The organism is Methylobacterium nodulans ORS 2060 (assembly GCF_000022085.1).
GTDB classification, from domain to species: domain Bacteria; phylum Pseudomonadota; class Alphaproteobacteria; order Rhizobiales; family Beijerinckiaceae; genus Methylobacterium; species Methylobacterium nodulans.
This window is the reverse complement of record NC_011894.1, coordinates 5840828-5864648: the sequence shown is the minus strand read 5'-3', so window position 1 is coordinate 5864648 and position 23821 is coordinate 5840828. Positions and strand designations below refer to the sequence as shown.

21 protein-coding genes and 2 pseudogenes are annotated in these 23821 nt (G+C 67.9%); 18 read left to right on the top strand and 5 right to left on the bottom strand.

The genetic code is table 11. The annotated features are described in order from the left end of the window. The 11 genes from MNOD_RS27165 to MNOD_RS27115 all read left to right on the top strand — a co-directional run bounded on the left by MNOD_RS27165 (position 1) and on the right by MNOD_RS27115 (position 15172). Positions 1 to 366 (top strand): phage tail protein, encoded by a 366-nt coding sequence (locus tag MNOD_RS27165; protein ID WP_015932182.1) that lies wholly within the window; start codon positions 1 to 3, stop codon positions 364 to 366. Then, complete coding sequence (locus MNOD_RS27160; RefSeq protein WP_015932181.1) at positions 363 to 1094, top strand: phage minor tail protein L; 732 nt, start codon at positions 363 to 365, stop codon at positions 1092 to 1094. The genes MNOD_RS27165 and MNOD_RS27160 overlap by 4 nt, the downstream gene beginning before the upstream one ends. Continuing rightward, positions 1072 to 1890: an NlpC/P60 family protein gene (locus tag MNOD_RS27155; RefSeq protein WP_015932180.1), complete on the top strand. Its 819-nt coding sequence runs from the start codon at positions 1072 to 1074 to the stop codon at positions 1888 to 1890. The genes MNOD_RS27160 and MNOD_RS27155 overlap by 23 nt, the downstream gene beginning before the upstream one ends. Then, on the top strand, positions 1887 to 2450 hold the full coding sequence (locus MNOD_RS27150; protein WP_015932179.1) for a tail assembly protein: 564 nt from the start codon (positions 1887 to 1889) through the stop codon (positions 2448 to 2450). The genes MNOD_RS27155 and MNOD_RS27150 overlap by 4 nt, the downstream gene beginning before the upstream one ends. A gap of 7 nt (positions 2451 to 2457) precedes the next feature. Further along, positions 2458 to 12318: a TipJ family phage tail tip protein gene (gene gpJ, locus MNOD_RS27145; protein ID WP_015932178.1), complete on the top strand. Its 9861-nt coding sequence runs from the start codon at positions 2458 to 2460 to the stop codon at positions 12316 to 12318. 2 nt (positions 12319 to 12320) lie between these two features. Continuing rightward, positions 12321 to 12740, top strand: coding sequence for a hypothetical protein (locus MNOD_RS27140; protein ID WP_015932177.1), 420 nt, complete (start codon positions 12321 to 12323; stop codon positions 12738 to 12740). Between the two features lie 3 nt (positions 12741 to 12743). After that, entirely contained in the window at positions 12744 to 13181 is a 438-nt protein-coding gene (locus tag MNOD_RS27135; RefSeq protein WP_015932176.1) for a hypothetical protein, read from the top strand. Positions 13182 to 13186: 5 nt separating this feature from the next. After that, the gene (locus MNOD_RS27130; RefSeq protein ID WP_015932175.1) at positions 13187 to 13636 is read left to right on the top strand and encodes a hypothetical protein; all 450 of its coding nucleotides are present in this window, start codon (positions 13187 to 13189) and stop codon (positions 13634 to 13636) included. Between the two features lies 1 nt (position 13637). Next, complete coding sequence (locus tag MNOD_RS27125) at positions 13638 to 14054, top strand: hypothetical protein (RefSeq protein WP_015932174.1); 417 nt, start codon at positions 13638 to 13640, stop codon at positions 14052 to 14054. After that, positions 14051 to 14413 (top strand): hypothetical protein, encoded by a 363-nt coding sequence (locus MNOD_RS27120; protein WP_015932173.1) that lies wholly within the window; start codon positions 14051 to 14053, stop codon positions 14411 to 14413. The genes MNOD_RS27125 and MNOD_RS27120 overlap by 4 nt, the downstream gene beginning before the upstream one ends. A 114-nt stretch (positions 14414 to 14527) precedes the next feature. After that, a complete protein-coding gene (locus MNOD_RS27115; RefSeq protein ID WP_015932172.1) occupies positions 14528 to 15172 on the top strand; it encodes a glycoside hydrolase family 108 protein in 645 nt (214 codons plus the stop codon). 23 nt (positions 15173 to 15195) lie between these two features. Here MNOD_RS27115 and MNOD_RS27110 read toward each other — a convergent pair whose 3' ends face one another. Beyond that, positions 15196 to 15405 (bottom strand): hypothetical protein, encoded by a 210-nt coding sequence (locus MNOD_RS27110; RefSeq protein ID WP_015932171.1) that lies wholly within the window; start codon positions 15403 to 15405, stop codon positions 15196 to 15198. Positions 15406 to 15524: 119 nt separating this feature from the next. Here MNOD_RS27110 and MNOD_RS27105 point away from each other — a divergent pair, with 119 nt between their 5' ends. The 3 genes from MNOD_RS27105 to MNOD_RS27095 all read left to right on the top strand — a co-directional run bounded on the left by MNOD_RS27105 (position 15525) and on the right by MNOD_RS27095 (position 16814). Continuing rightward, the gene (locus tag MNOD_RS27105) at positions 15525 to 15794 is read left to right on the top strand and encodes a Pam3-gp28 family putative phage holin (RefSeq protein ID WP_015932170.1); all 270 of its coding nucleotides are present in this window, start codon (positions 15525 to 15527) and stop codon (positions 15792 to 15794) included. Between the two features lie 74 nt (positions 15795 to 15868). Further along, positions 15869 to 16429, top strand: coding sequence for a hypothetical protein (locus MNOD_RS48295; protein ID WP_198157542.1), 561 nt, complete (start codon positions 15869 to 15871; stop codon positions 16427 to 16429). Beyond that, on the top strand, positions 16404 to 16814 hold the full coding sequence (locus MNOD_RS27095) for a hypothetical protein (RefSeq protein WP_015932168.1): 411 nt from the start codon (positions 16404 to 16406) through the stop codon (positions 16812 to 16814). The genes MNOD_RS48295 and MNOD_RS27095 overlap by 26 nt, the downstream gene beginning before the upstream one ends. 311 nt (positions 16815 to 17125) lie before the next feature. Here the strand turns inward: MNOD_RS27095 and mepA are convergent, their stop codons facing one another. Together mepA and MNOD_RS27085 are read right to left on the bottom strand one after the other, a co-directional pair. After that, positions 17126 to 18064: a penicillin-insensitive murein endopeptidase gene (gene mepA / locus MNOD_RS27090; RefSeq protein ID WP_043749524.1), complete on the bottom strand. Its 939-nt coding sequence runs from the start codon at positions 18062 to 18064 to the stop codon at positions 17126 to 17128. A gap of 11 nt (positions 18065 to 18075) precedes the next feature. Continuing rightward, positions 18076 to 18552, bottom strand: a complete 477-nt coding sequence (locus MNOD_RS27085) for a Fur family transcriptional regulator (RefSeq protein ID WP_050783563.1) — start codon at positions 18550 to 18552, stop codon at positions 18076 to 18078. Between the two features lie 227 nt (positions 18553 to 18779). Here MNOD_RS27085 and MNOD_RS27080 point away from each other — a divergent pair, with 227 nt between their 5' ends. After that, a complete protein-coding gene (locus MNOD_RS27080; protein ID WP_015932165.1) occupies positions 18780 to 19688 on the top strand; it encodes a metal ABC transporter substrate-binding protein in 909 nt (302 codons plus the stop codon). A 41-nt stretch (positions 19689 to 19729) separates the two neighbouring features. Here MNOD_RS27080 and MNOD_RS27075 read toward each other — a convergent pair whose 3' ends face one another. After that, positions 19730 to 20374, bottom strand: a complete 645-nt coding sequence (locus MNOD_RS27075) for a DUF1007 family protein (protein WP_198157541.1) — start codon at positions 20372 to 20374, stop codon at positions 19730 to 19732. A 157-nt stretch (positions 20375 to 20531) separates the two neighbouring features. Here MNOD_RS27075 and MNOD_RS27070 point away from each other — a divergent pair, with 157 nt between their 5' ends. Then, a complete protein-coding gene (locus tag MNOD_RS27070; RefSeq protein ID WP_050783411.1) occupies positions 20532 to 22643 on the top strand; it encodes a TonB-dependent receptor in 2112 nt (703 codons plus the stop codon). Positions 22644 to 22675: 32 nt separating this feature from the next. Here the strand turns inward: MNOD_RS27070 and MNOD_RS27065 are convergent, their stop codons facing one another. After that, positions 22676 to 23311, bottom strand: a complete 636-nt coding sequence (locus tag MNOD_RS27065) for a hypothetical protein (protein ID WP_015932162.1) — start codon at positions 23309 to 23311, stop codon at positions 22676 to 22678. Positions 23312 to 23391: 80 nt separating this feature from the next. Here MNOD_RS27065 and MNOD_RS44060 point away from each other — a divergent pair. Beyond that, a pseudogene (locus MNOD_RS44060) lies at positions 23392 to 23553 on the top strand (GTP-binding protein); the annotation flags it as partial. A 119-nt stretch (positions 23554 to 23672) separates the two neighbouring features. Then, a pseudogene (locus MNOD_RS49390) lies at positions 23673 to 23759 on the top strand (IS6 family transposase); the annotation flags it as partial. Between the last annotated feature and the right edge of the window lie 62 nt (positions 23760 to 23821).

The following is a 23821-nucleotide window of genomic DNA, read 5'->3' as shown; positions in this document are numbered from 1 at the left end:
TTGGCCTACCCCTCGTTCCCGACGCTCGGGATCCAACCCTACGGGCCGGTCACCACCGGCTCGTCCAAGCCGGCGAAGGTCGCAGTGCTCACGGCGACCTTCGGGGACCGATACTCGCAGCGGACCGGCGACGGCATCAATCCGCTGACGCGGGACTTCAATTATCGATCGGCCCCGCTCCGGTCCGACAAGATCAGGCAGCTTGAAGACTTCCTGATCAGTCGGAAGGGTTACCTGCCCTTTATGTTCCTCGTCCCCTACGAGGACGCCCCGCGGCAGTTCATCTGCGACACTTGGACCACGGACTACGCGAATCCGCTGCACAGCACGCTGACGGCGACGTTCAAGGAGAACTTCGACCCGTGACCTCTCCGAATACCGCTCTCATCCGCGCGGGCCAGAGCCTCACGCCGGGCGATCTCGTCGCGCTGTTCATCATCGACCTGTCGCCGATCCGCGTGAACCAGCAATTCGCGTTCACCTCCGAGGCGGACCGGGCGCGCGGCCCGCTGACGTTCCGGGGCGTGACCTACACCCCGCTCGACGTGAAGGCCGAAGGCTTCGAGATGACCGGCCATGGGCAGATGCCCCAGCCCAAGATCAGCGTCTCGAACGCCACCCGGCTGATGAGCTCGGCGACCCTGCTCTACCAGGACCTGATCGGCGCCCGGCTCATCCGGACGCGCACCTACGCGCAGTTCCTGGACGGCGGTGAGACACCCGATCCCGAGGCGGCCTACGCGCAGGACATCTACCGCTTCGAGCAGAAGGTCGAGCACTCGAAGCACCAGATCGTCTGGACCCTCGCGGCCGACATGGATCAGGAGGGCCGCGAGCTGCCCGCCCGGCTGATCGTCCGCGACATCTGCCTGTGGCGGTACCGGCGCTGGGACGCTGAAAAGGGGGACTGGGACTATTCCCACGTGCAGTGCCCCTACACGGGCGCCCAGGCCTACGACCGGTTCGGCAATCCCACCACGCCCGACAAGGACGAGCCCAGCCGGCACGTCACCACCTGCTGCAAGGTCCGCTTCGGCGCCGACGCGCCACTGCCCTTCGGAGGCTTTCCCGGTGTCGCTCGCGTTCGCGTTTGACGACGGTCTCACCACCCGCTGGAGCGCCGCGGTGGACGCGCACAAGCGCCACGCGCACGCGGAATGGCCGCGCGAGGCCGGCGGCCTGATCCTGGAGGACGGCTCCTACGCCCCGCTGCGCAACATCGCCGGCGAGCCGCTGACGGAGTTCGAGACCGACCCGGCCGAGGTGGAGGCGGTGAGCGGGCACCGCTATCTCGCCGTCCTGCACTCGCATTGCTCCGTCGAGGATCCGGCCACCGGCAAGGTCACCCCGCCCCCGGACTGCCCGTCGGGAGCGGATATGGAGGCGCAGATAGCGACGGCGGTGCCGTGGGGCATCTCGCTGTGCCTCTCGACCGGCTGCGCCGACCCGTTCTGGTTCGGCGATCAGGTGCCGCGCCCGCCGCTGCTCGGCCGCCAGTTTCGCCACGGGGTCAACGATTGCTACAGCCTGGGGCGCGACTGGCACCGGGAGGTCGCCGGGATCCTCATCCCCGACTTCGTGCGCGACCCGGACTGGTGGCAGCCCCGGGAAGGGCAGCCCCAACTCGATCTCTACCGCGACGGCTTCGAGCGGGCGGGCTTCCGGCGCGTCGAGCGCGGCCCCGAGGGTCCGCTGCCGGGCGACTGCTTCCTGTGCCGGGTCCGGAGCCCTGTCCTCAATCACGGCGGGATCTACATCGGCGGCGGCCTCATCCTGCACCACCTCGCGCACCAGCTGTCCGGCCGGGACCCCGCCGCGGTCTGGCGGAGCAAGCTCGATTTCCTGGTGCGCCACACGGATCTGCCCGACGACTGGAGGCCTCCGGCATGATGCGGACCGTCCGCCTCTACGGCTCGCTGGCCCAGAAGTTCGGCTCCTCGTTCCGCCTCGACGTGCGCTCGCTGGCGGAGGCCTGCCGCGCCCTCGGTGCGCAGCTCCCGGGATTCCGGCAGGCGATCGAGGACGGCCGGTTCCGGGTCACCGTCGGCCGGAGCCGGCGCACCGGCTGGCAGCTGGACAAGGATCTGATCAGCTTCGGGCTGCCGGAGGGCGACCTGCACATCGTGCCGGTGATCCGCGCCCGCAAGTCCGGCCTGTCGGTCGGCAAGATCATCGTCGGCACGCTGATCGCCGTCGCCACCTGGTGGATGGGCGGCCCGGCGTGGCTGATCAGCATGGGCGCCATGGTTGCCCTCCAGGGCGTGTCCTCCCTCCTCAGCCCCAAGAAGAAGACCGAGAAGCAGAAGAAGTCCTACATGTTCCAGGGTGCTGACAACGTCTCGGAACAGGGCATCCCGGTGCCGCTCGTCTACGGGCGCGCCATGGTGAACCCGATCACGATCTCTGCTGGCGTGACCACGGCCAACAGCACCGGCCTGCCGACCGCGTAAGGACGCCATGGACAGCTTCAAACTCGATCCGTCCGCCGCTGCGGACGACGACGCGCGCCAGGACGCCGCTCCGATTCGGGGGAGGAAGTCCTCTTCCGGCCGCGGCAAGACCGGCGGCTCGGGCTCGAACGCGCCCGACACCCTGTTCTCGAATGCCACGGTCCGCCTGGTGGACCTGCTCGGCGAGGGCGAGATCACGGGCGTCGTCGGCGGCCTGAAGGGCGTCTACTTCAACGACGTCCCGGTCCAGAACGCGGACGGCACCTTCAACTTCAAGGGCCTGAGCGCCGACTTCCGCACCGGCACGCCCGACCAGTCCTACATGCCCGGCTATCCCGACGTGGAGACGCCGCAGGACGTCGGGGTCACGGTCAAGCAGGCGGTCCCGCACACCGCCTCGATCAGCGACGGCGAGGCCGACCGGGCCCGCGTCATCATCGAGCTGCCGGCGCTGTTCCTGGCCAAGAACGACGGCTCGGTCCGCCAGAACAGCGTCAGCTTCCGGATCGAGGCGCGCTACTCGGGCGGGCCGTGGGTGAACCAGCTCGGTGACCTCACCATCACCGGCAAGAACACCTCGCCCTACTTCGTGTCCTACGAGGTCGCCCTGCCGCGCAATCCGGCCGGGTCGAGCCCGCCCTGGCAGGTGCGGGTCACGCGCCTGACCGACGACACGGACGGCTTCAACACCAGCCAGGACAAGTGGACCAGCCAGAGCGACCTGATCTTCTACTCGCTCACGGCAATCCAGGATGCCAAGTTCAGCTATCCGCATTCGGCCCTGGTCGGCCTGACCGCCGACGCGAGCAACTTCGGCTCCTCGGTGCCGGCCCGGACCTATCTGGTCGACGGCCTGATCGTCCGCGTACCGTCGAACTACGATCCGGTCGCGCGGACCTATTCCGGGATCTGGGACGGCACCTTCAAGGAGGAGTGGTCGGACAACCCGGCCTGGGTCTTCTTCGACGTGCTGTGGAACGACCGCTACGGGCTCGGCGAGTTCATCAGCGTCGAGAGCATCGACCAGTGGACCCTGTACGAGATCGGCCGCTACTGCGACGTGCTGGTCTCGGACGGCCGCGGCGGGCAGGAGCCGCGCTTCCGCTTCAACGCCCAGATCAGCACCCAGCAGGATGCCTTCGATCTGCTGCAGCAGATCTCCGCGATCTGGCGCGGCATGGCCTACTGGTCCTCGGGCGCGGTCACGGCCACCCAGGACCGGCCCGACGACGTCCGCCAGCTGGTCACGCCGGCCAACGTCATCGAGGGGCTGATCACCTACAGCTCCTCGGGGCGCAAGGCCCGCCACACCGTGGCGCTGGTCAGCTGGAACGACCCGGACAACCTGTTCAAGCCGCAGATCGAGGTCGTTGAGCACGGCGAGGGCATTGCCCGCTACGGCTACAACCCGACCAAGATCGACCTGCTCGGCTGCAGCAGCCGGGGCCAAGCCCACCGCGAGGGCCTGTGGCGCCTTCTGGTCGAGAACTATGCGACGCAGACCGCCACCTACCGGGCCGGCCTCGACCATGCCGTGCGCCGCCCCGGCGACATCATCGCCATCGCCGACCCGCAGATCAGCAACATCGATGCCGGCGGCCGCCTGAAGGCCGGCTCGACCACCACCACCCTGAAGCTCGACCGGCCGGTCACCCTCAAGAGCGGGGTGCCCTACGAGATCTCCGTCACCCTGCCGGACGGCACCGTGGCGGAGCGGCAGATCACGACGCTGGCCGGCGTCGACCTCACCCAGATCGATGTCTCGCCCGCCCTGCCGGCCGTGCCGGACGCCGCGGCGGTGTGGCAGATCGCCGGCGAAGTGGTGCCGCAGCTGTTCCGGATCGTCGGCATCAAGGAGGTCGAGCCGCACATCTACGAGATCCAGGCGCTCCAGCACGAGCCCTCGATCTATGCGGCGGTCGATGACGGCGCGGCCTTCGAGCCGCTCAACATCTCCGAGTTCCCGAACATCGTCCTCCCTCCGGACAACCTCACAGTCCGGGAGAGCACCTACTTCGAGAACAACCTGCCGCGGCAGAGCCTGCTCCTCAGCTGGACGGCCGGCCAGCCCTTCAACTCGGTCGCCTACTACGTCACTGCGGTGAAGCCGAACGGCTCGCTGGTAACACTGGCGAAGCGGACCTCCACCTCGGTGGAGTTCCTCGACGCGGCGACCGGCGAGTGGACCTTCATCGTCCAGGCCGAGGGGTTGAACGGGCGCCTGTCGGACGCCGCCCAGATCACCTACACGGTCCAGGGCTGGGAAGGGCTCGCCGGGCCCACCGTCACCGGCCTGCAGGTCAAGGGCGGCGGCAATGTCTTCACGGGGCGGAGCTGCACCCTGGAGTGGGGCCTGACCTGGCCGCCGGACGTGAGGCCCTACGAGGTCGGCTACGCCTTCCGGGTCTTCGACGCGGACACCACCGCGCTCCTCCACACCGAGATCATCACCGCCGCGCAGGCGACCTACGACTACGAGGAGAACCTCAACGAGGGCGGGCCGCGCCGCCGGTTCCGGGTCTCGGTGGCCGCGCGCGACGCGATCGGCCGCGAGAGCCAGCCGGCGGTGCTCGTCGTCTCGAACCCGCCGCCCGGCGTGGTCGTCCCCACCGCCACCTGGACGACGGAGAGCATCGCGGTCCAGTACACCCCGCCGAGCGACCCGGATCTCCGAGGCGCCCTCATCTGGGTCAGCAGGACATCCGGCTTCAACCCACTGACGACGGCGCCGGTCTACGACGGGCCGAACACGCTCCAGTTCTTCACGGCGGATCCGGACACATGGTACTACGTCCGGGTCGCGCTCTATGATGACTTCGGCAAGAACCCGGCCGAGCTGAACATCTCGGGCGAGGTGGCGGTCCGCACGAACGACCTCATCATCGACGTCCAGGCGCCCGACATCCCGACCGGGCTCACCCTGGCGACGGCGCTTGAGGTCTCGGCCACGGGCGTGGCGACGGCCGCGATCACCGCGACCTGGAACCCGGTCGGCAGCAGCAATCTCGGGATCTACGAATTCGAGCTGACCGAGGGCGACGGCATTGCGAACCCCTCGTGGATCCGTGACCGGGCCGACAAGGGCCAGCCGAAGTTCACTTGGCGCAACCTGAAGCCCGGCGTGCTCTACACTGCCCGCGTCCGCTCGGTGAACGACAGCGGGGTGGCGGCCTCGGGCTGGTCGGCCATGGTCTCGATCACCGCGGCCAAGAACACGGCCAAGCCCGGCACGATCACCAACTTCACCGTGGACGCCGCCTACCGGACGGCGAGCCTGTCCTGGATCAATCCGAGCGACCCGGACCTTGCTGCGATCGAGGTGTGGGTCGGGACGCGCGACGACGGGGCGGACGCCACCCTCTTCGCGACGGTCCCGGCGCCGCTCAACTTCTTCAGCGACACCACCCTGGAGATCGTGCAGACCCGCAACTACTGGGTCCGGCCGGTCAATTCGAGCGGCACGGCCGGCGACTTCACCGGCCCGAAGACGGCGACCACGGCGGCGCTCCCGGCGGCGGCGCTTCAGAACGGTGTCATCGACCAGACCAAGCTCGCCGCCTCGATCGTGGCGCCGGCCGCGGTCTCCAGTCTGCCGGATCCCGCGACCTGGACCGGCTCGAAGCTCGCCTACAACGCCGCGGACGGCAAGCTGTATCGCCTCATCAACGGCCAGTGGACAGCCGCGGTGCAGGCGGGCGACATCACGGGCGCCCTCACCAGCGCCCAGATCCAGTCCATTGAGGCAGCGAAGGTCGCCGGCCAGCTCACCGCCTCGCAGATCGCCAGCATCAATGCCGCCCAGGTCGTCGGCCAGCTCGTCGCCGCGCAGATCGAAAGCATCACGGCAGCCCAGATCAGCGGGCAGCTCACCTCCGACCAGATCGTCAGCCTGGCGGCCACGAAGGTGGCCGGCCAGCTCACGGCGGATCAGATCGCGAGCATCAATGCGGTCGCGATCCAGGGCCAGCTCACGGCCGCGCAGCTCGCCGACAACACCATCACCCAGGCCAAGCTCGCCACGGGCCTCTCGGCGGTCGGGATCGTCTCCAGCCTGCCGGACCCGGCCGGCTACACGGGCCCGTCCGTGGTGCTCAACGGCGCGGACGGCAAGGTCTACCGGCTGGTCTCCGGGGCCTGGACCGCCGGCATCGCCGCGGGCGACATCACCGGGCAGCTGGGCGAAGCCCAGATCGCGGCCGGCGCCATCACGGACGCCAAGATCGCGGCGCTGGCCGCCTCGAAGATCACCGGCACCCTCACGGACGCCCAAATCGCCCAGGTGTCGGCCGCGAAGCTCGTCGGACAGGTAGTCGCTTCGCAGATCGCGAGCATCGGCGCCGGCCAGATCTCCGGCCAGATCACGGATGCACAGATCGCGCAGCTCTCGGCGGCCAAGATCGCCGGCACGCTGTCGGATGGCCAGCTCGCGGGCATCAGCGCGGCGAAGTTGATCGGACAGGTCGTGGCCGCGCAGGTGGCCTCGGTCAATGCCTCCGTACTCCAGGGGCAGGTCACGGACGCGCAGATCGCCGGCATTAGCACGGCGAAGCTCGCAGGCCAGATCACCCAGACCCAGATCACGGACGGCGCCATCAGCACGCCGAAGCTGGCGACCGGCGCCGTCAACGCAGACAAGATCGAAGCTTGCTCGATCCTGGCCTCGAAGCTGGCGGTGGCGAGCCTGAACCTCGCCGCGAACGGCGGCCTCCAGCAGGGCACCTCCGGCTGGTGGGGCGCGGCCGGCGGCACGGGCATCACGCCGCTCGTGGAGGGCATCCGCACCGATTGGGCTCCGCAGGGCATGCGGGTCTTCTCGGTCCGCTACGACGATGCCCACAAGCCGACGAGCGGCATCTCCGAGATCATCTACGCCAACCCGGATGCGACGGGGGCCCAGCAGCGGATCCCGGTCACGCCGAACGCGCGCTATGAGTTCAGCGCCTACATCTCGGCGCACCGCTGCACCGCCTATGTGTCGATCATCTGGTGGGACGCCACCGGCACCTACATCACCGAGCACGGCGGCAACACCATCGTCGCCACGCAGCTCGGCTCCGGCTCATCACTGGCGGACTGGAACCGGCTCGCCCGCTCCTGGGTGATCGCCACCGCACCGGCCAACGCTGCCAGTGCCGATATCCGGGTCCGCTGGTACAACTTCGGCAGCAACCCCTACTGCATGGCGGGCGGGTTGTTCTTCGCCCAGGCCGTCGAGGGCCAGACCGAGCCGAGCCCGTACTCCGACGCGGGCGTGACCATGATCGAGGGCGGCAACGTCCGCACCAGCTCGATCTACGGGGACCGGCTCGTCGCCCGCACCATCACGGCTGGGCAGATCGCGGTCGGGGCCATCACGGCGACCGAGATCGCCGGGTCCACCATCACGGGTGACCGCATCGCCGGGTCGACCATCACGGGTGCGAACATCAGCGCCGGGACGCTGACCGCGCGCGAACTGGCGGCCGGATCGGTCACCGCCTCGAAGCTGGTCCTCACCGATCCCAGCAACATGCTGAAGAACGGGGACTTCACGAACCCGATCGACGGCTCGGCGAACTCCGAGGGCTGGTCTCTCGGCGGCGGCGACACGCTCATCGATACGTCGGTCGCGACCGACCCCGGCGGTATGCACCGCCTGCGCTCGAATGCACGCGACTGCGCCTATTCCGACCCGATCGCGGTGCGGCCGGGCGACGTCATCAACCTGTCGGCGCGCGTCTTCAACGCAAACGGCGAGCGGGCCAGCCTCATGGCCGTTCTCACCGATGCCGCCGGGGGGAACGGCCAGTGGCCGACCGCGGCCTATACCGACCTCAAGAACCAGTGGGTCGATCTCTCGGGGCAGATCACCATCCCCGAAGGCATCCAGCGGATGCAGGTGCTCCTGCTGTGCGACAAACCCTATCCGTATGGCAGCTACTGCTGGTGGGGTAAGGTGCAGGCGCGGAAAGCAGCCAACGCTCAGATGATCGTGGATGGCGCGATCACGGCTGCCAAGATCGCCGCGAAGTCCATCACCGCAGGTCAGATCGCAACTGGAACGATCACCGCGACCGAGATTGCGGGCGGCACGATCACAGGGGATCGGATCGCCGGCAGCACCATCACTGGGACCAACATCGCGGGCGGCACCATCACCGGCAGCCTCATCGCGGGCGGCACCATTCAGGCGGGTAACCTCGCAGCCGGCTCCGTTACCGCCTCGAAGCTCGCGGTCGCCAGCCTGAACCTCGCCATCAACGGCGACATGGGCAACCTGAACGTCGCCGGTAATCCGGCCGCCTGGAGCAGCGACAGCTCCGGCATTGCCGGCGCCTCCATGCTCCAGAACGGCGTCGACTACATCTACTGCCCCGCCGGCATGCGGGCCATGAAGATCGGCGCCAATGCCGTCCCGACCAACCAGGGTTCGTTCGGGCAGGTCTGGCTGAACCGGGTCGAGACGGACGGCACTCTCTATCCGTTCTCGTGCCGCGCCGGCACGACCTACGAGGTCTCGGCCTATCTCTCGACGCACCGCTGCACGGGCTATGTCGGGTTGGTTTGGTATGACAACAATCAGAGTTACATCGGCGAGACCTGGGGCAGTCAGATCGTCAACTGGGGCGGCAGCATCTACAACTCCCAGGCGGATTGGGAGCAGTTTGGCCGCTCGAAGCTGATCGTCATCGCCCCGGCCGGTGCGGTCTACTGCCGGCCTTACGTCCGCTATGGGATCACATGGTATCCGTCAGACCCTGCACCGCCCTATTGTTTCATCTCCGGTGTGATGCTGGCGGTCGCAGTGGCGGGGCAGACCGAAGTCTCGCCCTTCTCGCCGGCCGGGCTCACCACCATCAACGGCGCCTCGATCCGCACCAACTCCATTGCCGCCGACAAGATCATCGCGGGCTCGATCACCGCGGGTCAGATCGCGGGCGGCACCATCACCGGAGACAAGATCGCCGGGCGCACGATCTCGGCCGGCAATCTGGTCTCGGGCACGATCACCGCCAACGAGATTGCCGGGCGGACCATCACGGCGGACCGGATCGCAGGCGGGGCCATCACGGCCTACGAGATCGCCAGCCGGACCATCACGGCCTCGCAGATCGCGACCGGCACCCTGACCGCCAATGAGCTGGCGGCGGGCTCGATCACGACCAGCAAGCTCGCCGTCTCCAGCGCCAACTTCGCCTTCAACGCCGATATGGCCCAGGGCCTCGCCGGCTGGACGGCTGGCGGCCAGACCTGGGGCGGGACGCCCGGCATCTTCGTGGAGACGGGCTGGGTGCCGTCGGGCTTCAAGGGCTTCGCCGGCCACGGCACGAGCTGGAACGGGGCCGGTGGGCAGTGGTTCGACACCTGGCACCAGCGCATCGACACGAGCACCACCCCCCAAGCATTTCCCTGCTATCCGAACACGCCCTACGAGTTCTCGGCCTACGTCACCTGCCATCGCTGCGATGCGCAGATGCATGTCCTGTGGCTGGACAGCGCCGGCACCGGCATCCGCTACGACGGATCGAACGTCATCGGTCAGTTCGCGAAGGCCGGCGGGGCCCTGACCGACTACCCGCGGATGACGATCCTCGCGACGGCGCCGAGCAATGCCTACGGGTTCAAGGTGCTCTACCGCGGTCAAAACATCACTGCGGCGGACCCCCTCATCTTCCTGGTCGGGGCCATGTATGCCGCGGCGCGGGCGGGCCAGACCGAGTGCTCGCCCTATGTGGATCCCGGGGTCACCACGATCACCGGCACCACCATCACCACTGGCTCGATCTACGGGGATCGGCTGGTGGCCCGCACCATCACGGCTGGGCAGATCGCGGTCGGCGCCATCACCGCGACCGAGATTGCCGGCAACACCATCACGGCGAACCAGATTGCGGGCTCCACCATCATCGGCTGGAATATCCAGGCGCGCACGCTCGGCGCCGGCCATATCGCGGCCGGGGCCATCACCGCCTACGAGATCGCGGCCAACACCATCACCGCGAACCAGATCGCCGGCCAGACCATCATCGGCTGGAACATCGCCGGCAACACCATCTCGGCGGACAAGCTCGTCGCGAATTCGATCACCGCCGGGCAGATCGCGGCCGGCGCTATCGGCGTGGACCAGCTCGCGGCGGGCGCCATCACGGCCGACAAGATCGGGGTCGGGCTCAACTCGACCAACCTGCTTTACAACTCGGATTTCAAGTCCGGGGTCGCGGGCCAGAATATCGCGGCGGGTCAGACCGTGCCGGGCGTCTCCGGCTGGTGGAGCAACACCAACCCGAGCAGCCTCTACATCGGCCTCAACGGCTCCGGCCCCGGCTGGCAGCCGAACGGGATGGGATCGCTGCAGGTGTCGTGCTCGGGCACGCCGGCGGCTGGCTACGTCTTGGACACCTATGCGTCGACCCCGAAGCAGGACGGCACCTGGAGCCAGCGGTTCCCGGTGGTCGCCGGCAAGCGATACGAGGTGTCCGGCTACGTGTCGGCTCACCGCTGCAAGGCGAACCTCGTCATCGTCTGGATGGACGCCAACGACGCCTATTGCGGGGAGGCCTGGACCACCACCGTCGAGAACGCGATGAGCAGCGGCAACCTGAGCGCCTGGGCGCGCATGGGTTGCTTCGCCACGGCTCCGTCCAACGCCGCTACGGCCGCAATCTACCTGCGGACGACGTTCAATGGTGGTGACGGCCCCTACACCTTCTGGTCCGGTCTGTACTTCGGACAGGCCAAGCCGAACCAGACCCAGTATTCCGACTGGGCGCCCGGCTCCTCGACCGTGATCTGGGGCGACACCATCGCCACCGGCACCATCCATGCCAACAAGATCACCGCCGGCACCATCACGGCGGACCGGATCGCCGCGAATGCCATTACCGGCGGCCAGATCGCCGCCAACACCCTCACCGGCTGGCACGTCGCGGCGAACTCGATCTATGCCGACAAGATCGCGATCGGCGGTGGGCAGGCGCTCACGAGCTGGATGGGCTCGGACACCACCAAGATCAACGGCGGCGCGATCGAGGCCAACTCGATCTCGGTCAATAGCCTGAAGGTCGGCCTGCGCGGCGTCCGCACGGTGAGCCTCGACTTCAGCGTGGACAAGAACACCCGCGTCCTGTCGTGGACCGCAGGCTACGTCCTGTGGATCGATGACACGGGCGCCAACCGGGCCGACCAGGTCGCGGCCGGCAGCTTCAACACGGGCGGCGGCTACACCTATGTCTGGTGGAACAAGAACACGCCCGGTACGCTGTATGCCGCCAGGGACAACTGGCCCGACATCTTCAGCGACAAGAACGCAGTGCTGCTGGCGTCGTATGATGGGTACGCTGGGATCAACACCTTCGGCGGCGGCACGATCATCGACGGATCGCGGATCAACACCGGCACGATCACCGCCAACCAGATCGCCGCCGACGCGATCCAGGCCAGCCACATCGCGGCCGGACAGATCACCGCGGAGAAGATCGGCGCCGGGCAGGTCACCGCGGACAAGATCTCGGGCGGCACCGTGCAGGCCGGCACGATCTACCTCGCGGACTCGCGCCTGCGGCTTGAGTGCTACGGCGGCGTGCCGCGCATGGTCTGCACGGATGGCGGCAACCTGCGGCTGCTGATCGGCAACACCACGGGCTTCTCGCCCTACGGGGGCGACTGGGGCCTGGTCGTCTGGGACAATGCCAACAATGTCATCCTGGCGCCCTCGGGCCTCAACGGTGGCGGCCTCTGGGCCAGCTCGGTCAGCGCCAACAAGCTGGCGGTGACGCAGCTCTCCGCCATCACCGCCAATGTCGGTACCATGACCGCCGGCCTGCTCCAGAGCGCGGATGGGCAGATGCAGGTCGACCTCAACAACAAGCGCATCATCATCTGGGGCTGATCGTGACGTGGCGCGTCCTCATCGGGCAGCACCCCTCGGGGCACCAGGGGCTGTTCGTCTCGAAACCCGGCTATGACCTGTTCGGCTGCGACCCGACCAACAACTCGCAGTGGATGTTCTCATCCGCGGCGGGCCGGATGGCGAACATCCTCCAGGCGGGGACGAGCAATCTCGATCAGGTCGTCACCATCCCCGACATCGGCTACTATCCCTGGTACTACTTCGACCGCTACGACCCCTCCGCCGGGCAGCTCTCCCAAGAGGAGGCCCTGTATGGAGGTAACTACGGCTTCCCGCGCTTCCAGTTCCAGTACCTGAACCGAGCCCAATTCAAGATCGCGAAGCTGCGGCCGGACTTTGATCCCAACGCTGTGCCGGGTTATTTCCGGTATGTGATCCTCACCTTGCCGATCAAGGGATAGATCATGCCCTGGCGAACCCTGATCGGCGGCGGTGGGTTTCGGGTGATGCGCCCCGGCTTCGACGTCTTCAACCCGTCCTGGGACGGGATCTTGATGGACCTGTTCGTCCGGTCGGGTCAGATCCTGGAGCACGGCATCGTCACCCTCGGGGCTCATCCGACCTCAGCCGGCGCAAAGCAGGCCACGGTCGGCATCGGGCCCTACAGCGTCACCCCGGATGTGGTCCCGATCGCGGTGCGCCCGAACGGCACGGTCCAATGGCCGCCGATGGCCCTCCAGCCGAGCGGAAGTGCCTTCAACTCAGTGGTCCCGCGTCACACCATGCAGCTCCGGATCGCGACCAACCAGTTCGTGATCTCGTGCTTCGGCGGTGGCGGCACCTACACCGAACTCCCGGACAAGATCATGTACCTCGTCTACCGTCGCCAGACCTTCTCGTGAGACCCATGGCCTTCAACGCTCAGTTCAATGTCAACGGCGATCCGCTGAAGATCTGGAACCACGCCGGCGGCGCGCCGGGCGATCCGCTGGATCCATCTCTGATCTTCTCGGCCCAGTACCCGCCGGCCGTGGCCGAGGAGTTCATCTTAGGCTCGCCTGCAGATATGACGCAGCAGTGGCGTCCCAGGGTCGAGACCGCCCGCAAATACTACACGTTTCCGTGGATCTGTGGGACCTACATCAACAACGACGGGACCATCATCCCGATGGGGGCGCTCGTCATCACCAACACGCAAGGCGTCGCCCAGTCCTTGTGGATCTGCCAGTACACCCTGACCCCGCTCGGCGACGGGCGCTTTGCCATCGACTGGTATGTCCAGGGCGGTGGCACCTCCGGCACAGGTATGATCACGGCCGGCACCCTCAAGTTCTGGGTGCTGGGCAGAGGAGACTGACGTGTTCTTCATCTACAACGACGCGGGCCGCATCACCCAGATGGTGGGCCAGAGCCAACCCGGCTACGCCGACCTGCTGCGCGCGGCCGGGCAGAACTTCGTGGAGGTCGGCCAGGACATGACCGACACCTTCGTGGACCTGAGCAGCGGTACACCGGCCCTGAAGCGGCGCCCCGAGCTGCCGGGCGAGTTCGACACGACCACCCTCAAGCCGTTCGAGCAGGCGACGCTGCCCGGCGTGCCGGCCTGCAGCATCGTGGTCGAGGAGGGTCCGCTCGGGCCCGGCCAGACCCCGCACCCGGGTGGCGACCTCGTGATCGGCTTCGTGGTGCCGGGCACCTACCGCGTCGCGATCGAGCCGTTCCCGTACCGGCGGCGCGCCTTCACCCTCACCGTCACGGAGCCCTCTGCGCAATGAGCCTGATCCTCGGCCCGAGCCTGGAACAGTTCCAGGACCTGGCCTACGCCGCCCTGATGCGCTTCTACGCCGAGATCGGCCAGACGGAGCGCTCGGCGGTGCAGCGGGCCATGGACACCAACAAGGCCGCCCAGGCCCGCGCCTTCCTCTCCGCGGGCGTGCGCTCGACCATGCTGGAGCAGGAGGCCCGGATCCGCGGCCTCACGGTTGCGCAGCTGGCCCAGCAGGTCGATGCCGCGGCCAGCGCGGCCGAGCGGCTCGAGCTGGCGCGTGTCGCGTGCTCGCAGGAGGTCTACGCCGCCACCGACCACCAGGGCGTGCTCGCGGCCCTGAAGAAGCGCGGCATTCCGCTGACCTGAGCCCGGCGCCGCCGGTTCCCTGATCCGGGGCTCCCGATCACGGCGAGAGCGCCGCGCGCCGCCTGATCCGTCCGCTCCCAGCCCTTCCGCTCCCCTGACAATCGGAGATCCCCCATGACCGCGTCGTCCTTCGACCGGGCGCTGAAGCTCGTCCTTGCGCACGAGGGCGGCTACGTCGATCACCCCGACGATCCCGGCGGGCCCACCAATCTCGGCGTGACCCTCGGCACGCTCTCCGCCGTGCTCGGGCGGCCCGCCACCCGCGCCGACGTGAAGGCGCTGACGCCCGCCAAGGTCGCTCCGATCTACCGCGCCCGCTACTGGGACGCGGTGCGCGGCGACGACCTCCCGGCGGGCGTCGACTACGCCGTGTTCGACTTCGCGGTGAACAGCGGGCCAACCCGGGCGGCCATCGCCCTCCAGCGCCTCGTTGGCGTGGCGGATGACGGCGTGATCGGAGCGGTGACCCTGGCGGCGGTCGCGCGGACGGATCAGCGCTGGCTCATCAACGGGCTTTGCGACAGCCGGGTGGTCTTCATGAAGTCGCTGACGAAGAGCTGGCCGGTCTTCGGGAAGGGCTGGACGAAGCGGGTGGCCGGCGTCCGGACGGAAGCGCTCGCCATGGTCAAGGCACCGGTCGTCGCGACCGCAACCACCATGGCGCGGCCCGAAGGCGGTGCGCCGCCGAAGGCGGGCCTGGTGCAGACCGGCGGCCTGCTGCGGGCGCTCAAGCGCCTGTTCGGCGGCAGGCCGGCCTGAGTCGCAGCCGACAGGCCGCGAAATCAGGACAGGTAGCCCGCCGCTTGCAGGTCCTCGTGGATCGCCTCGTAAAGCCGTTGCTTCTCGTCATTGTCAGGATGAGGCGGCTTCAGCGGTGTCATCTCTGGAAATGGGTCGGCGTCCGGCATTTGGCGGATTGGGTCAGGTTTGCTCTGCGCCGGGCGCCACCCGGAGATGAATTTCGACACACGGACCGTGAGCTGGCTGGGCATGGGCGTCTCCTGCCGCCCACTCAAGCATGATTTGCACCAGATCTGCCAGTTCGCGCGCTGATTGGCGCGTGACCCCTCCCGCGCCGGCCGGGCCTGCCGCGCAACTTCAGGAGCCTCCCATGAACAGCGAGCAGCTCAGCTCACTCCTGCGCACCCTCCTCCAGGTCGCCGGCGGCATCGCCGTGGGCCGCGGCTGGATCGACGCCGATACTGCCACCGCGCTCACCGGCGCTCTCGTCACCATCCTCGTGACCCTGTGGGGGCTGTACGCGCGCCGCAACGCTGCCCTGGTCGCCGCAGCCGCCAAGGTGCCCGAGGTCAGGACGATCCTCGCCGATCCGGCCACCGCGAACGCCATCCCGAGCACCAAGGTCCAGCCGGCACCGTGAGGAGCCAGGAGGCCACCATGCTTCTCTCGGTCGTCCGGCACTCGGCCTCGCATAGAGCCAGCCCGGAGGCGGCCATGCGGATCTCCAAAGGACGCTGCTGGCTGGTTTACCTCGCGCCTTGGCACCGCCAAGCCATGATCCAGTACGACCCCGACCCGGCCATCAACGAGCGCATCCGCAGAGCCGTCCGCTACGGCCAGACCCGCTGGGCCGAGGTCTGGCTCTCCCTCATCATGGTCACGCTCGGGGGGGTGCTGCTCCTGCCCGAGCCCACCTTCGTCGGCCCGGAATGGCGCGTGATCGCGTCCTGCGTGACCGAGCACACGGCCGGGACGATTTCCGTCTCGGTGGGCGGGGCCCGCCTCCTCGCCCTCTGGATCAATGGCCGCCGCGGCCGGGAGACGTCGCTGATCCGCACCCTCGGGTGCATGTCCGGCTTTGCGTTCTGGCTCGCGCTCGCGCTTGGCTTTGCTGCCGCCTACCCGCCGCTCTCCACCGGCATCGCGGTCTACGGTGTCCTCGCCTTGGCCGAGCTTCATTCGTCGGGGCGGGCCGCCTCGGATATGGCGGCCGAGGACACCTTCGGCCTGCGCAAGAGGAGGCGGGCTGGTGGCCGACTCGGGCGTCTCCTTTGACAGCTGGCCGGCGATCGTCGTCGGCATCACGGCCGCGCTGGCGGGCGCCCTCGTCCCGCTGAACGGCTTCATCAAGACGCTGCTCGATTACCGGCTGGAGGCGAAGAAGGCCGAAGCGCTCCAGGCCGAAACCGCGCGGGACGTCGCATCCGCGTCTGGCCCCACGGTCCTTGACTCGATCGCGATTGCCGACCTGACGGACGCGGTGAAGGAGCTGGCCCTGGCCATCCGCGAGGACACCGCGTCGGACACGGCCCGGCACAATGACCAGCTGATCAGCGTCTTGGAGCGTCTCACCGACCGCCTCGAAGATTTGGAGGAAAGCGGCCGCGGGCCTCAGCACGGCCAGCCTCGCGGCTCCCGCCGCGAGCAGCATCATTGCTGACCGACGAAGCCCGCCCGGCCCCCGCCGCGGCGGGCTTCACTTTTGGGCGGTGTCGCGCGGTCCGACTTCAACCCTCTGCGGACGCTGAGCCGACGGCTGCATTGCGCCACGAATCGACCTTCGATGAGTGCCATCGGAATGGCGGCTCGTCGCCCTACCGCGGACCTCTCGAAAGTCCTCGGCTCGTATCTGCCGACCCTCATCCCGTTTGCATAAGAGCGGCTTACGGAACCGCCGTTTTTGGACGGCAGCGGTCCAGGGTGTAGCGCGAGAGGAAGGTCAACGGTAGCGTCTACACACCAAGCCGCATCTTAAGGTGATGCCAGCACACGTCGGCACTCGACCGGCAGCTGGGCCATCGTGAGGGGCGGACGCGGTTTGCCACCCGGTCTCGGGTGCAGCATCGCCGGCCTGAACCAGCGCGCGAGATCCTCGCCGCAGCCGTCACCGGCAGGCGGCGGATCCTGATCCGCGCAGCCCTCCTCGCCGGCTGGGCAGCTGATGCGGATGTGGAAGTGATAGTTGTGCCCGAACATCGGCCGCACCTTGGTGAGCCAATCGCGGTCCCCGGTTGCCTCCCGGCAGAGCGCTTTCTTGATGGCCGGGTTGACGAAGATGCGGGCCACCTCCGGCTGCTCGGCTGCGGCCTGGATGAGTAGTCGATGCTGGCGCGTCCAGGTCGTCGGATCGATGTCCAGCCCGTCGGCACGCACGACGTTGGTAGCCGAAATCTCCTCCCGCTCAGCGCGCGACAGGCGATGGTCAGGCATCGGCGTCAGCCAGATGTCGGCATCGAGACCGATCTGGTGCGAGGCGTGACCAGTCAGCATCGGGCCGCCCCGCGGCTGGGCGATGTCGCCCACCATCAGACCCGGCCAGCCATTGATGGCCGGCACCGCTTTGGAGAACCGCTCAAGGAACGCGATCAGGTGCGGGTGGCCCCACATGCGGTTGCGCGACACCCGCATCACCTGCCACGTCGCGCCGTCGATCGGCAGCGCAACGGCGCCGGCGAGGCAGCCGCGGGCGTAGGAGCCGATCGAGCGGGCCGCCATCGACACGGGCGCGCTCCTGCGTCCGAACAGCTCCTTGGCGGGCGTCGCTGGGTCGGCAGGGTGCGCGAGGGCCGGCAGGGACTTGGGATCGAGCGTGCCGCGGTCCTGCGCCGGAGCAGCGCTCGCCGACAACGCCAGCATGAACGCCATGGCCAGGGTACGCGGGACGGCCGCGGGCGTGCTGGCGAGGTCCATGCGACGAGGTTTCAGTGACGCTGACAGGCGGCGCATTCGCCCTCGACCTCCACGACGGGGTGGAGCGGCTTGAACCCGCTCACCGCTGCTGCCCCCTTCAGGACGCGCTGAATGGCGCGTGACGTCGCTTCCTCGACCGCTCCGCAGCCCGAGCAGACGAGGAATACGGTCGTCTCCCCCGGTCCGTGCTCGTGATAGCAGGCGATGTAGGCGCTCTTCGTCGCGAGCCGGTGAACGACGCCGGCGCCCTGCAGGAACTCCAGCACGCGGTAGACCTGGACGGGCGAGACGCGCTTCTCCTGCCTCACCCGCTCGGCGAGATCGTACGCGCTCAGCGGCGTCACGCTGGCCGCGAGCACCTCCAGGACGCGCCGACGCATGGGCGTGAAGGCAACGCCATGCTCCGCACAGTAGCGCTCGACGCGCGCCACAATCGCCGTGACGTCGTGCGGTGCGCCGGAGACTCGCGCATGGGTGTGTTCGGCCATGAGGGGCATCTTAGCGGCATCTGCTTGACAGAGAAGCAGCCCTGCTGTGTAACCAGCAGCAACGTTATACCGTAACAGCTCTGAACGCGACGGTCACCGCCTCACGCCACGACGACACGTCGCAACCCTATCCGCCGGCCAATCCGGGCCGCCGTTTGTTCTCCGGGAGCCCGTCCGTCGCTCCTCCCGCTCGCTACCCTTGGTCTGACCACAGAGGGGTTTCTGCCATGAACAGACGCCTGGCCTGCCTGATGGTGGCCCTTCTCCCGTTCGGTGTTGCCGCCGCTCCCGCCCGGGCTGCCGAGAGGGTCAAGGTGACGGCCTCGTTCTCGATCCTCGGCGACATGGTGCACCAGGTCGGCGGCGACCGCGTTGAGGTCACCGCCCTGGTCGGTCCGAACGGGGACGCGCACGTCTATGAGCCGACGCCGACGGACGCGAAGGGGTTGGCGGCCTCCAAGCTGCTGGTGCTCAACGGCTTGGGTCTCGAAGGCTGGATCACCCGCCTGGAGAAGGCATCCGGGTTCAAGGGCCAGACCGTGATCGCCTCGAAGGGCATCAAGCCGCAGCAGATGGAGGATGACGAGCACGGACATAAGATGGTGACCGACCCACACGCTTGGCAGAACCTCGCGAATGGCCGGATCTACGCGCAGAACATCCGGGATGGCCTGATCAAGGCGGATCCGGACGGCAAGGCCACTTACGAGGCAAACGCGGCCAAGTTCATCGCTGCGATCGATGCCCTCGAGCCGGAGGTCAGGCGGGAGATCGGCAGGATCCCGGAAGGGCACCGCAAGATGATCACCACACACGACGCATTCGGGTATTTCGGCACGGCGTACGGGATGGCCTTCGTCGCTCCAGAGGGCATTTCGACCGACAGCGAGGCAACCGCGCAGGAGGTCGCCAAGATCATCCGGCAGATCAGGGCCGAGAAGATCCCGGCCGTGTTCGTCGAGAACATTACCGACAAGCGACTGCTCGAACAGATCAGCCGTGAGACCGGCGCCAAGATCGGCGGCACCCTCTACTCCGACGCGCTGTCCCCGCCGGACGGACCGGCCGGCACCTACCTCGACATGTTCCGTTCCAACGTGAAGACGATTGTTGCGGCCCTGGCCCCGGCATCCTGAATGCGGTGGGCGCACCGGCTGAGCACAGTCCGGGTGAGCGGCTACGGGCAGGTGACGCGCACGTGAGCCGTGAACGCCTCACCGACTGGTGTGGCGCTCCCCTTGCCTGCCAGGGCGCTGGCGATGTCGTCGGCGAGGAGCTGGATGCCCTCGTCGGCCGACTTGTCGGGCCGCTTCACGGACAGGGTACACGCGCCCGGCTCGCCCCCGAGCGTCACCGCATCGGCTGCCTCGGAGAGGTTGATGGCCACGAAGAAGCTCGGGTCGGCCATCTGCAGGGCGACTTCCTTCGCACGCGCCGGGGTCTTGAGCGGCAGGGTGAAGCGCAGGGTGAGTTCACCATCCGCGAAGCTCTGCGAGTACTCGCTCGGTGGGGCGAACTCGACCGGTTGCCCGTCGATCTTCGCCTGTGTGAACCAGTTGAGGTTAGCCAGCGACTCGACGTTGGTCCTGGCGAGCTCGGCCAGCTTGTCGGGATCGGGGACGCCATCGTGGTTCGTGTCCAGCCCGACGACGGAGAAGGCCGAGTAGGTCCGGTCGAAGGTCCAGGTGTGGCGAATGCCCGTGAGGGCGTGGGCCTGATCGAACACGACCTCGGCCCGCGCGGTGATCCAGACGTGTGGGTGCGCGACGGCGGGCAGGCTCGTCGCCGCCAAGAGCCAGAGCGCCAGGAGTCCGCGGCTCAACGACATGCGCGCATGTAGCATGCCGGACGGGTCCGCGTGCACGCGGCGCGGTCGCACGGGCATGTTGTAATAACGTTACAGAGCTTGGCTATTTTCCTGACGCACAGACACCGGCCTTGCACCGGAGCCGCCGGGTCGCAGCCTTGCGGCCAGTACGATCCTGTCAGCCTCGTGGTGCGCCTTCTGCCCGCCCGCCCTGGCGCAGTCGCAAGGCACCATCGCGCTGGATGAGATCGAGGTGACCTCCCCCAGCCCGATCCAGCCCGCGCGCGGTCAGCCGGCGGGCTCAGGGGCCAGCAGCATGGGCACGCTGGGCATTCTGCCTGTGGTCACCGACACGTTCTCCCCCGTCACCGTCGTGACCCGCGACCAGATCGCCCGCGAGCAGCCGAGGACGCTCGGTGACGCGCTGTTCGACAAGCCGGGCATTTCCTCCTCGACCTACGCGCCAGGGGCGGCCTCACGGCCGATCATCCGCGGCCTCGACCAGGCCCGCGTGCGCATCCAGGAGAACGGCGTCATCAACAACGGTGTGTCGGACCTTGGCGAGGACCACGCCGTCCCGGTCAACCCGCTGATCAACGATCGCATCGAGGTCATCCGCGGCCCGGCCACGCTCCGCTACGGCTCCGGGGCGATCGGAGGCGTGGTCTCGGCCGAGAACAACCGGGTGCCGACCTTCATCCCGCTCAACGGCTACACGGGCCAGGTCACGACCGGGTTCTCCAGCGTCGACAACGGCCGGCTCGGGGCCGCCACCATCGATGCGGGCAAGGATGGCATCGCGGTCCACGCCGACGGCTTCAAGACCGCCACGGACAGCTACGCCATTCCCGGCGGCATCCAGCGCAACTCCTACACCGCGTCGCAGGGCGGCGCGGTCGGCATCTCGGCCATCGGCGACCGCGGCTTCGTCGGCATCGCGTTCAGCCACTACGACAGCCTCTACGGCATCCCCGGTGGCGTCGCCGAGCAGGACCGGACCCGCCTCGATCCGCGCCAGGATCGCGTGCTGTCGCGCGGCGAGTACCGGCCCCTCGACGGACTGTTCGAGGCAATCCGCTACTGGGCCGGCTACTCGGTCTACCGCCACGACGAGATCGGCATCGGCGAGGACGGCATCGAAGGCATGCAGGCGATCTTCAAGAACCGCGAGGCGGAGGGCCGGGTCGAGCTGCAGCACGTTCCGGTCTTCACCGCGATCGGCAAGCTCACCGGCGCGCTCGGCTTCCAGTCCGACCGGCGCGTGATCAACTCGCAGCTCGAAGCCTTCCTGTCGAAGACCGAGTCCCGCGCCAATGCCGTCTACCTCTTCGAGGAGCTGGAGGTTCGCCCCGGGACCCGCCTGCAGGCGGCCGGCCGCTACGAGGTCGACCGGCTGAGCAGCACCGCGGCGCAGTTCCCGGCGGGCTACGTGCCAGCCGACGGGCAGGATCCGTTCCAGTACGCCCTGACGCGCCGCTTCGCCCCGAAGAGCGCCAGCATCGGCGCGCTGCAGGATCTGCCCTACGGGTTCGTCGCGAGCCTCAACGGCTCCTACGTCGAACGGGCGCCGACATCCTACGAATTGTTCTCGCAAGGGCCGCACGACGCCACCGCCACCTTCGAGATCGGCAATCCCACCCTGAAGAGGGAGCGGGCACGCACCGTGGAGGCGAGCATCCGCAAGGCCGATGGGCCGCTGCGCCTCGACGCGACCGGCTATTACACGCGCTACACCGGCTTCATCTACCGCAACTACACGGGCCTGTTCTGTGACGATGACTTCGCGTCCTGCGGCTCGGGTACGGAAAACCGGCAGATCGTCTACCAGCAGCAGAACGCGACGTTCTACGGCGCCGAGATCGCGGCACAGTACGATGCTATTCCCGTGGGCAATGGCTGGTTCGGGGTTGAGGGCCAGTTCGATTTCGTGCGCGCCCAATTTGACGACGGCACCAACGTGCCGCGCATTCCGCCGTACCGGGTCGGTGGTGGAGTGTTCCTGCGGGCGGAAGGCTGGTTCGCGCGGGTGAACCTGCTGCACGCCTTCGCCCACACCGAGATCGCGCCGTTCGAAACACCGACGCCGGGCTGGAACGACCTACGCGCCGAGATCAGCTACACGAAGTCGCTGGATCCGGCAGTCTACGGCGCGAGCGAGGTCACGCTGGGGCTGGAGGGCCGGAACCTGCTGGACGACGACATCCGCAACTCGGCCTCGTTCAAGAAGGACGAGATCCTGCTGCCGGGGCGCAACGTCCGCTTCTTCCTGACCGCGCGGTTCTGAGTGCCAGTTTGAGACTTGCCAGGACTGAGAGCTCACCCTCGGCTCTGCGTGTTCGTCCCGCAAACGTCGGCTACCCTCGACGTGGTCTCCTCGACCAAGCGTCGGCGCAGAAAGCTCGTAAACCGCTGCATCTCGGCTTGGCGTAGCGCGAGCCGCTCACGCAGGCGCTCCACCTCCGTGGGTGTGCAACGTCCCTCGGCAAGAGCAAGCCGGGCGGTCTCAAGTACCGCGAAGCCGCCGCCGTTGCCGAGTCGCTCGCCCTCCAGCATGAGGCGGAGATCCGCTTCGGGCGGGGCGACGTCGGCGTAGAAGGCTTTGAGAAGCGTCGCCGCGCGCACGAGCACTGGGCCTTCGACAGCAAGATCAATCCAGGGTGCGGCAAGGCCATGGCCTGCCGCGTTGACGTGCCCTTCGCAGGATTGCAGCGTCGGCAGCCCAAGGAGGTTCAGCGCCACTACGGTATCACGGATGCCGGCATCAACCGGTCGTCCAAGCCTGTCTCGGACGGCATCGACGGCGCCAAGCATGTTGCGCCACCGCTGCACGTGGGGACACGCATCGTCGGCGCCTGCATGCGGCTCGGCTCGCCCCATCAAAGCGCGCGCCTGCACCTGGGGACACGTCGGGCAAGCGGGATCGTCAGCGTGGATGTGCACGTGGCTGCGCATCGGTCCTCCGGGGTTGATACCGTTACAGAGTTACACTCTAACTCGAGCCTGTCTGTAACATTATAACAGTGCGGGATCCGATGCCAGTGTCCCCTCCGACCGCTGCCCGCCTGCCCGTCACCGTGCTCTCCGGCTTCCTGGGCACTGGCAAGACGACGCTCCTGAACCACGTGCTCAACAACCGGCAGGGGCGGCGCGTCGCCGTCATCGTCAACGACATGAGTGAGGTGAACATCGACGCCTAGCGCCGCAGCCGGCGCGCTGACAATTGTCACGGCCATGCACCCACGCATGGAGCGCCTCTGGATCCGCAGAATGCGCTGACGCGCGCCGTCAGGCGGGATCTCAATCCGGCAGGTCGATCATCCGCTACGCCGTCTGGCGATACCTCCGGTTCCGCCTCAGCAACCGCCAGGTCGCGGAACTCCTGGCCGAGCGCGGCATCAGCCCACTGTGCATCCCTGAAAGTTCAAACGGGCTTCCACCGATTGTCATACAGCTGTCGTGACA

Bases quoted from the DNA above. Each gene is read 5' to 3' on its own strand.
- MNOD_RS27105 (WP_015932170.1), top strand. From the start codon at position 15,525: ATGAACAGCGAGCAGCTCAGCTCACTCCTGCGCACCCTCCTCCAGGTC.
- mepA (WP_043749524.1), bottom strand. From the start codon at position 18,064: ATGGACCTCGCCAGCACGCCCGCGGCCGTCCCGCGTACCCTGGCCATG.
- MNOD_RS27130 (WP_015932175.1), top strand. From the start codon at position 13,187: ATGGCCTTCAACGCTCAGTTCAATGTCAACGGCGATCCGCTGAAGATC.
- MNOD_RS48295 (WP_198157542.1), top strand. From the start codon at position 15,869: ATGCGGATCTCCAAAGGACGCTGCTGGCTGGTTTACCTCGCGCCTTGG.
- MNOD_RS27110 (WP_015932171.1), bottom strand. From the start codon at position 15,405: ATGCCCAGCCAGCTCACGGTCCGTGTGTCGAAATTCATCTCCGGGTGG.
- MNOD_RS27115 (WP_015932172.1), top strand. From the start codon at position 14,528: ATGACCGCGTCGTCCTTCGACCGGGCGCTGAAGCTCGTCCTTGCGCAC.
- MNOD_RS27135 (WP_015932176.1), top strand. From the start codon at position 12,744: ATGCCCTGGCGAACCCTGATCGGCGGCGGTGGGTTTCGGGTGATGCGC.
- MNOD_RS27120 (WP_015932173.1), top strand. From the start codon at position 14,051: ATGAGCCTGATCCTCGGCCCGAGCCTGGAACAGTTCCAGGACCTGGCC.
- MNOD_RS27085 (WP_050783563.1), bottom strand. From the start codon at position 18,552: ATGGCCGAACACACCCATGCGCGAGTCTCCGGCGCACCGCACGACGTC.
- MNOD_RS27150 (WP_015932179.1), top strand. From the start codon at position 1,887: ATGATGCGGACCGTCCGCCTCTACGGCTCGCTGGCCCAGAAGTTCGGC.
- MNOD_RS27080 (WP_015932165.1), top strand. From the start codon at position 18,780: ATGAACAGACGCCTGGCCTGCCTGATGGTGGCCCTTCTCCCGTTCGGT.
- gpJ (WP_015932178.1), top strand. From the start codon at position 2,458: ATGGACAGCTTCAAACTCGATCCGTCCGCCGCTGCGGACGACGACGCG.
- MNOD_RS27065 (WP_015932162.1), bottom strand. From the start codon at position 23,311: ATGCGCAGCCACGTGCACATCCACGCTGACGATCCCGCTTGCCCGACG.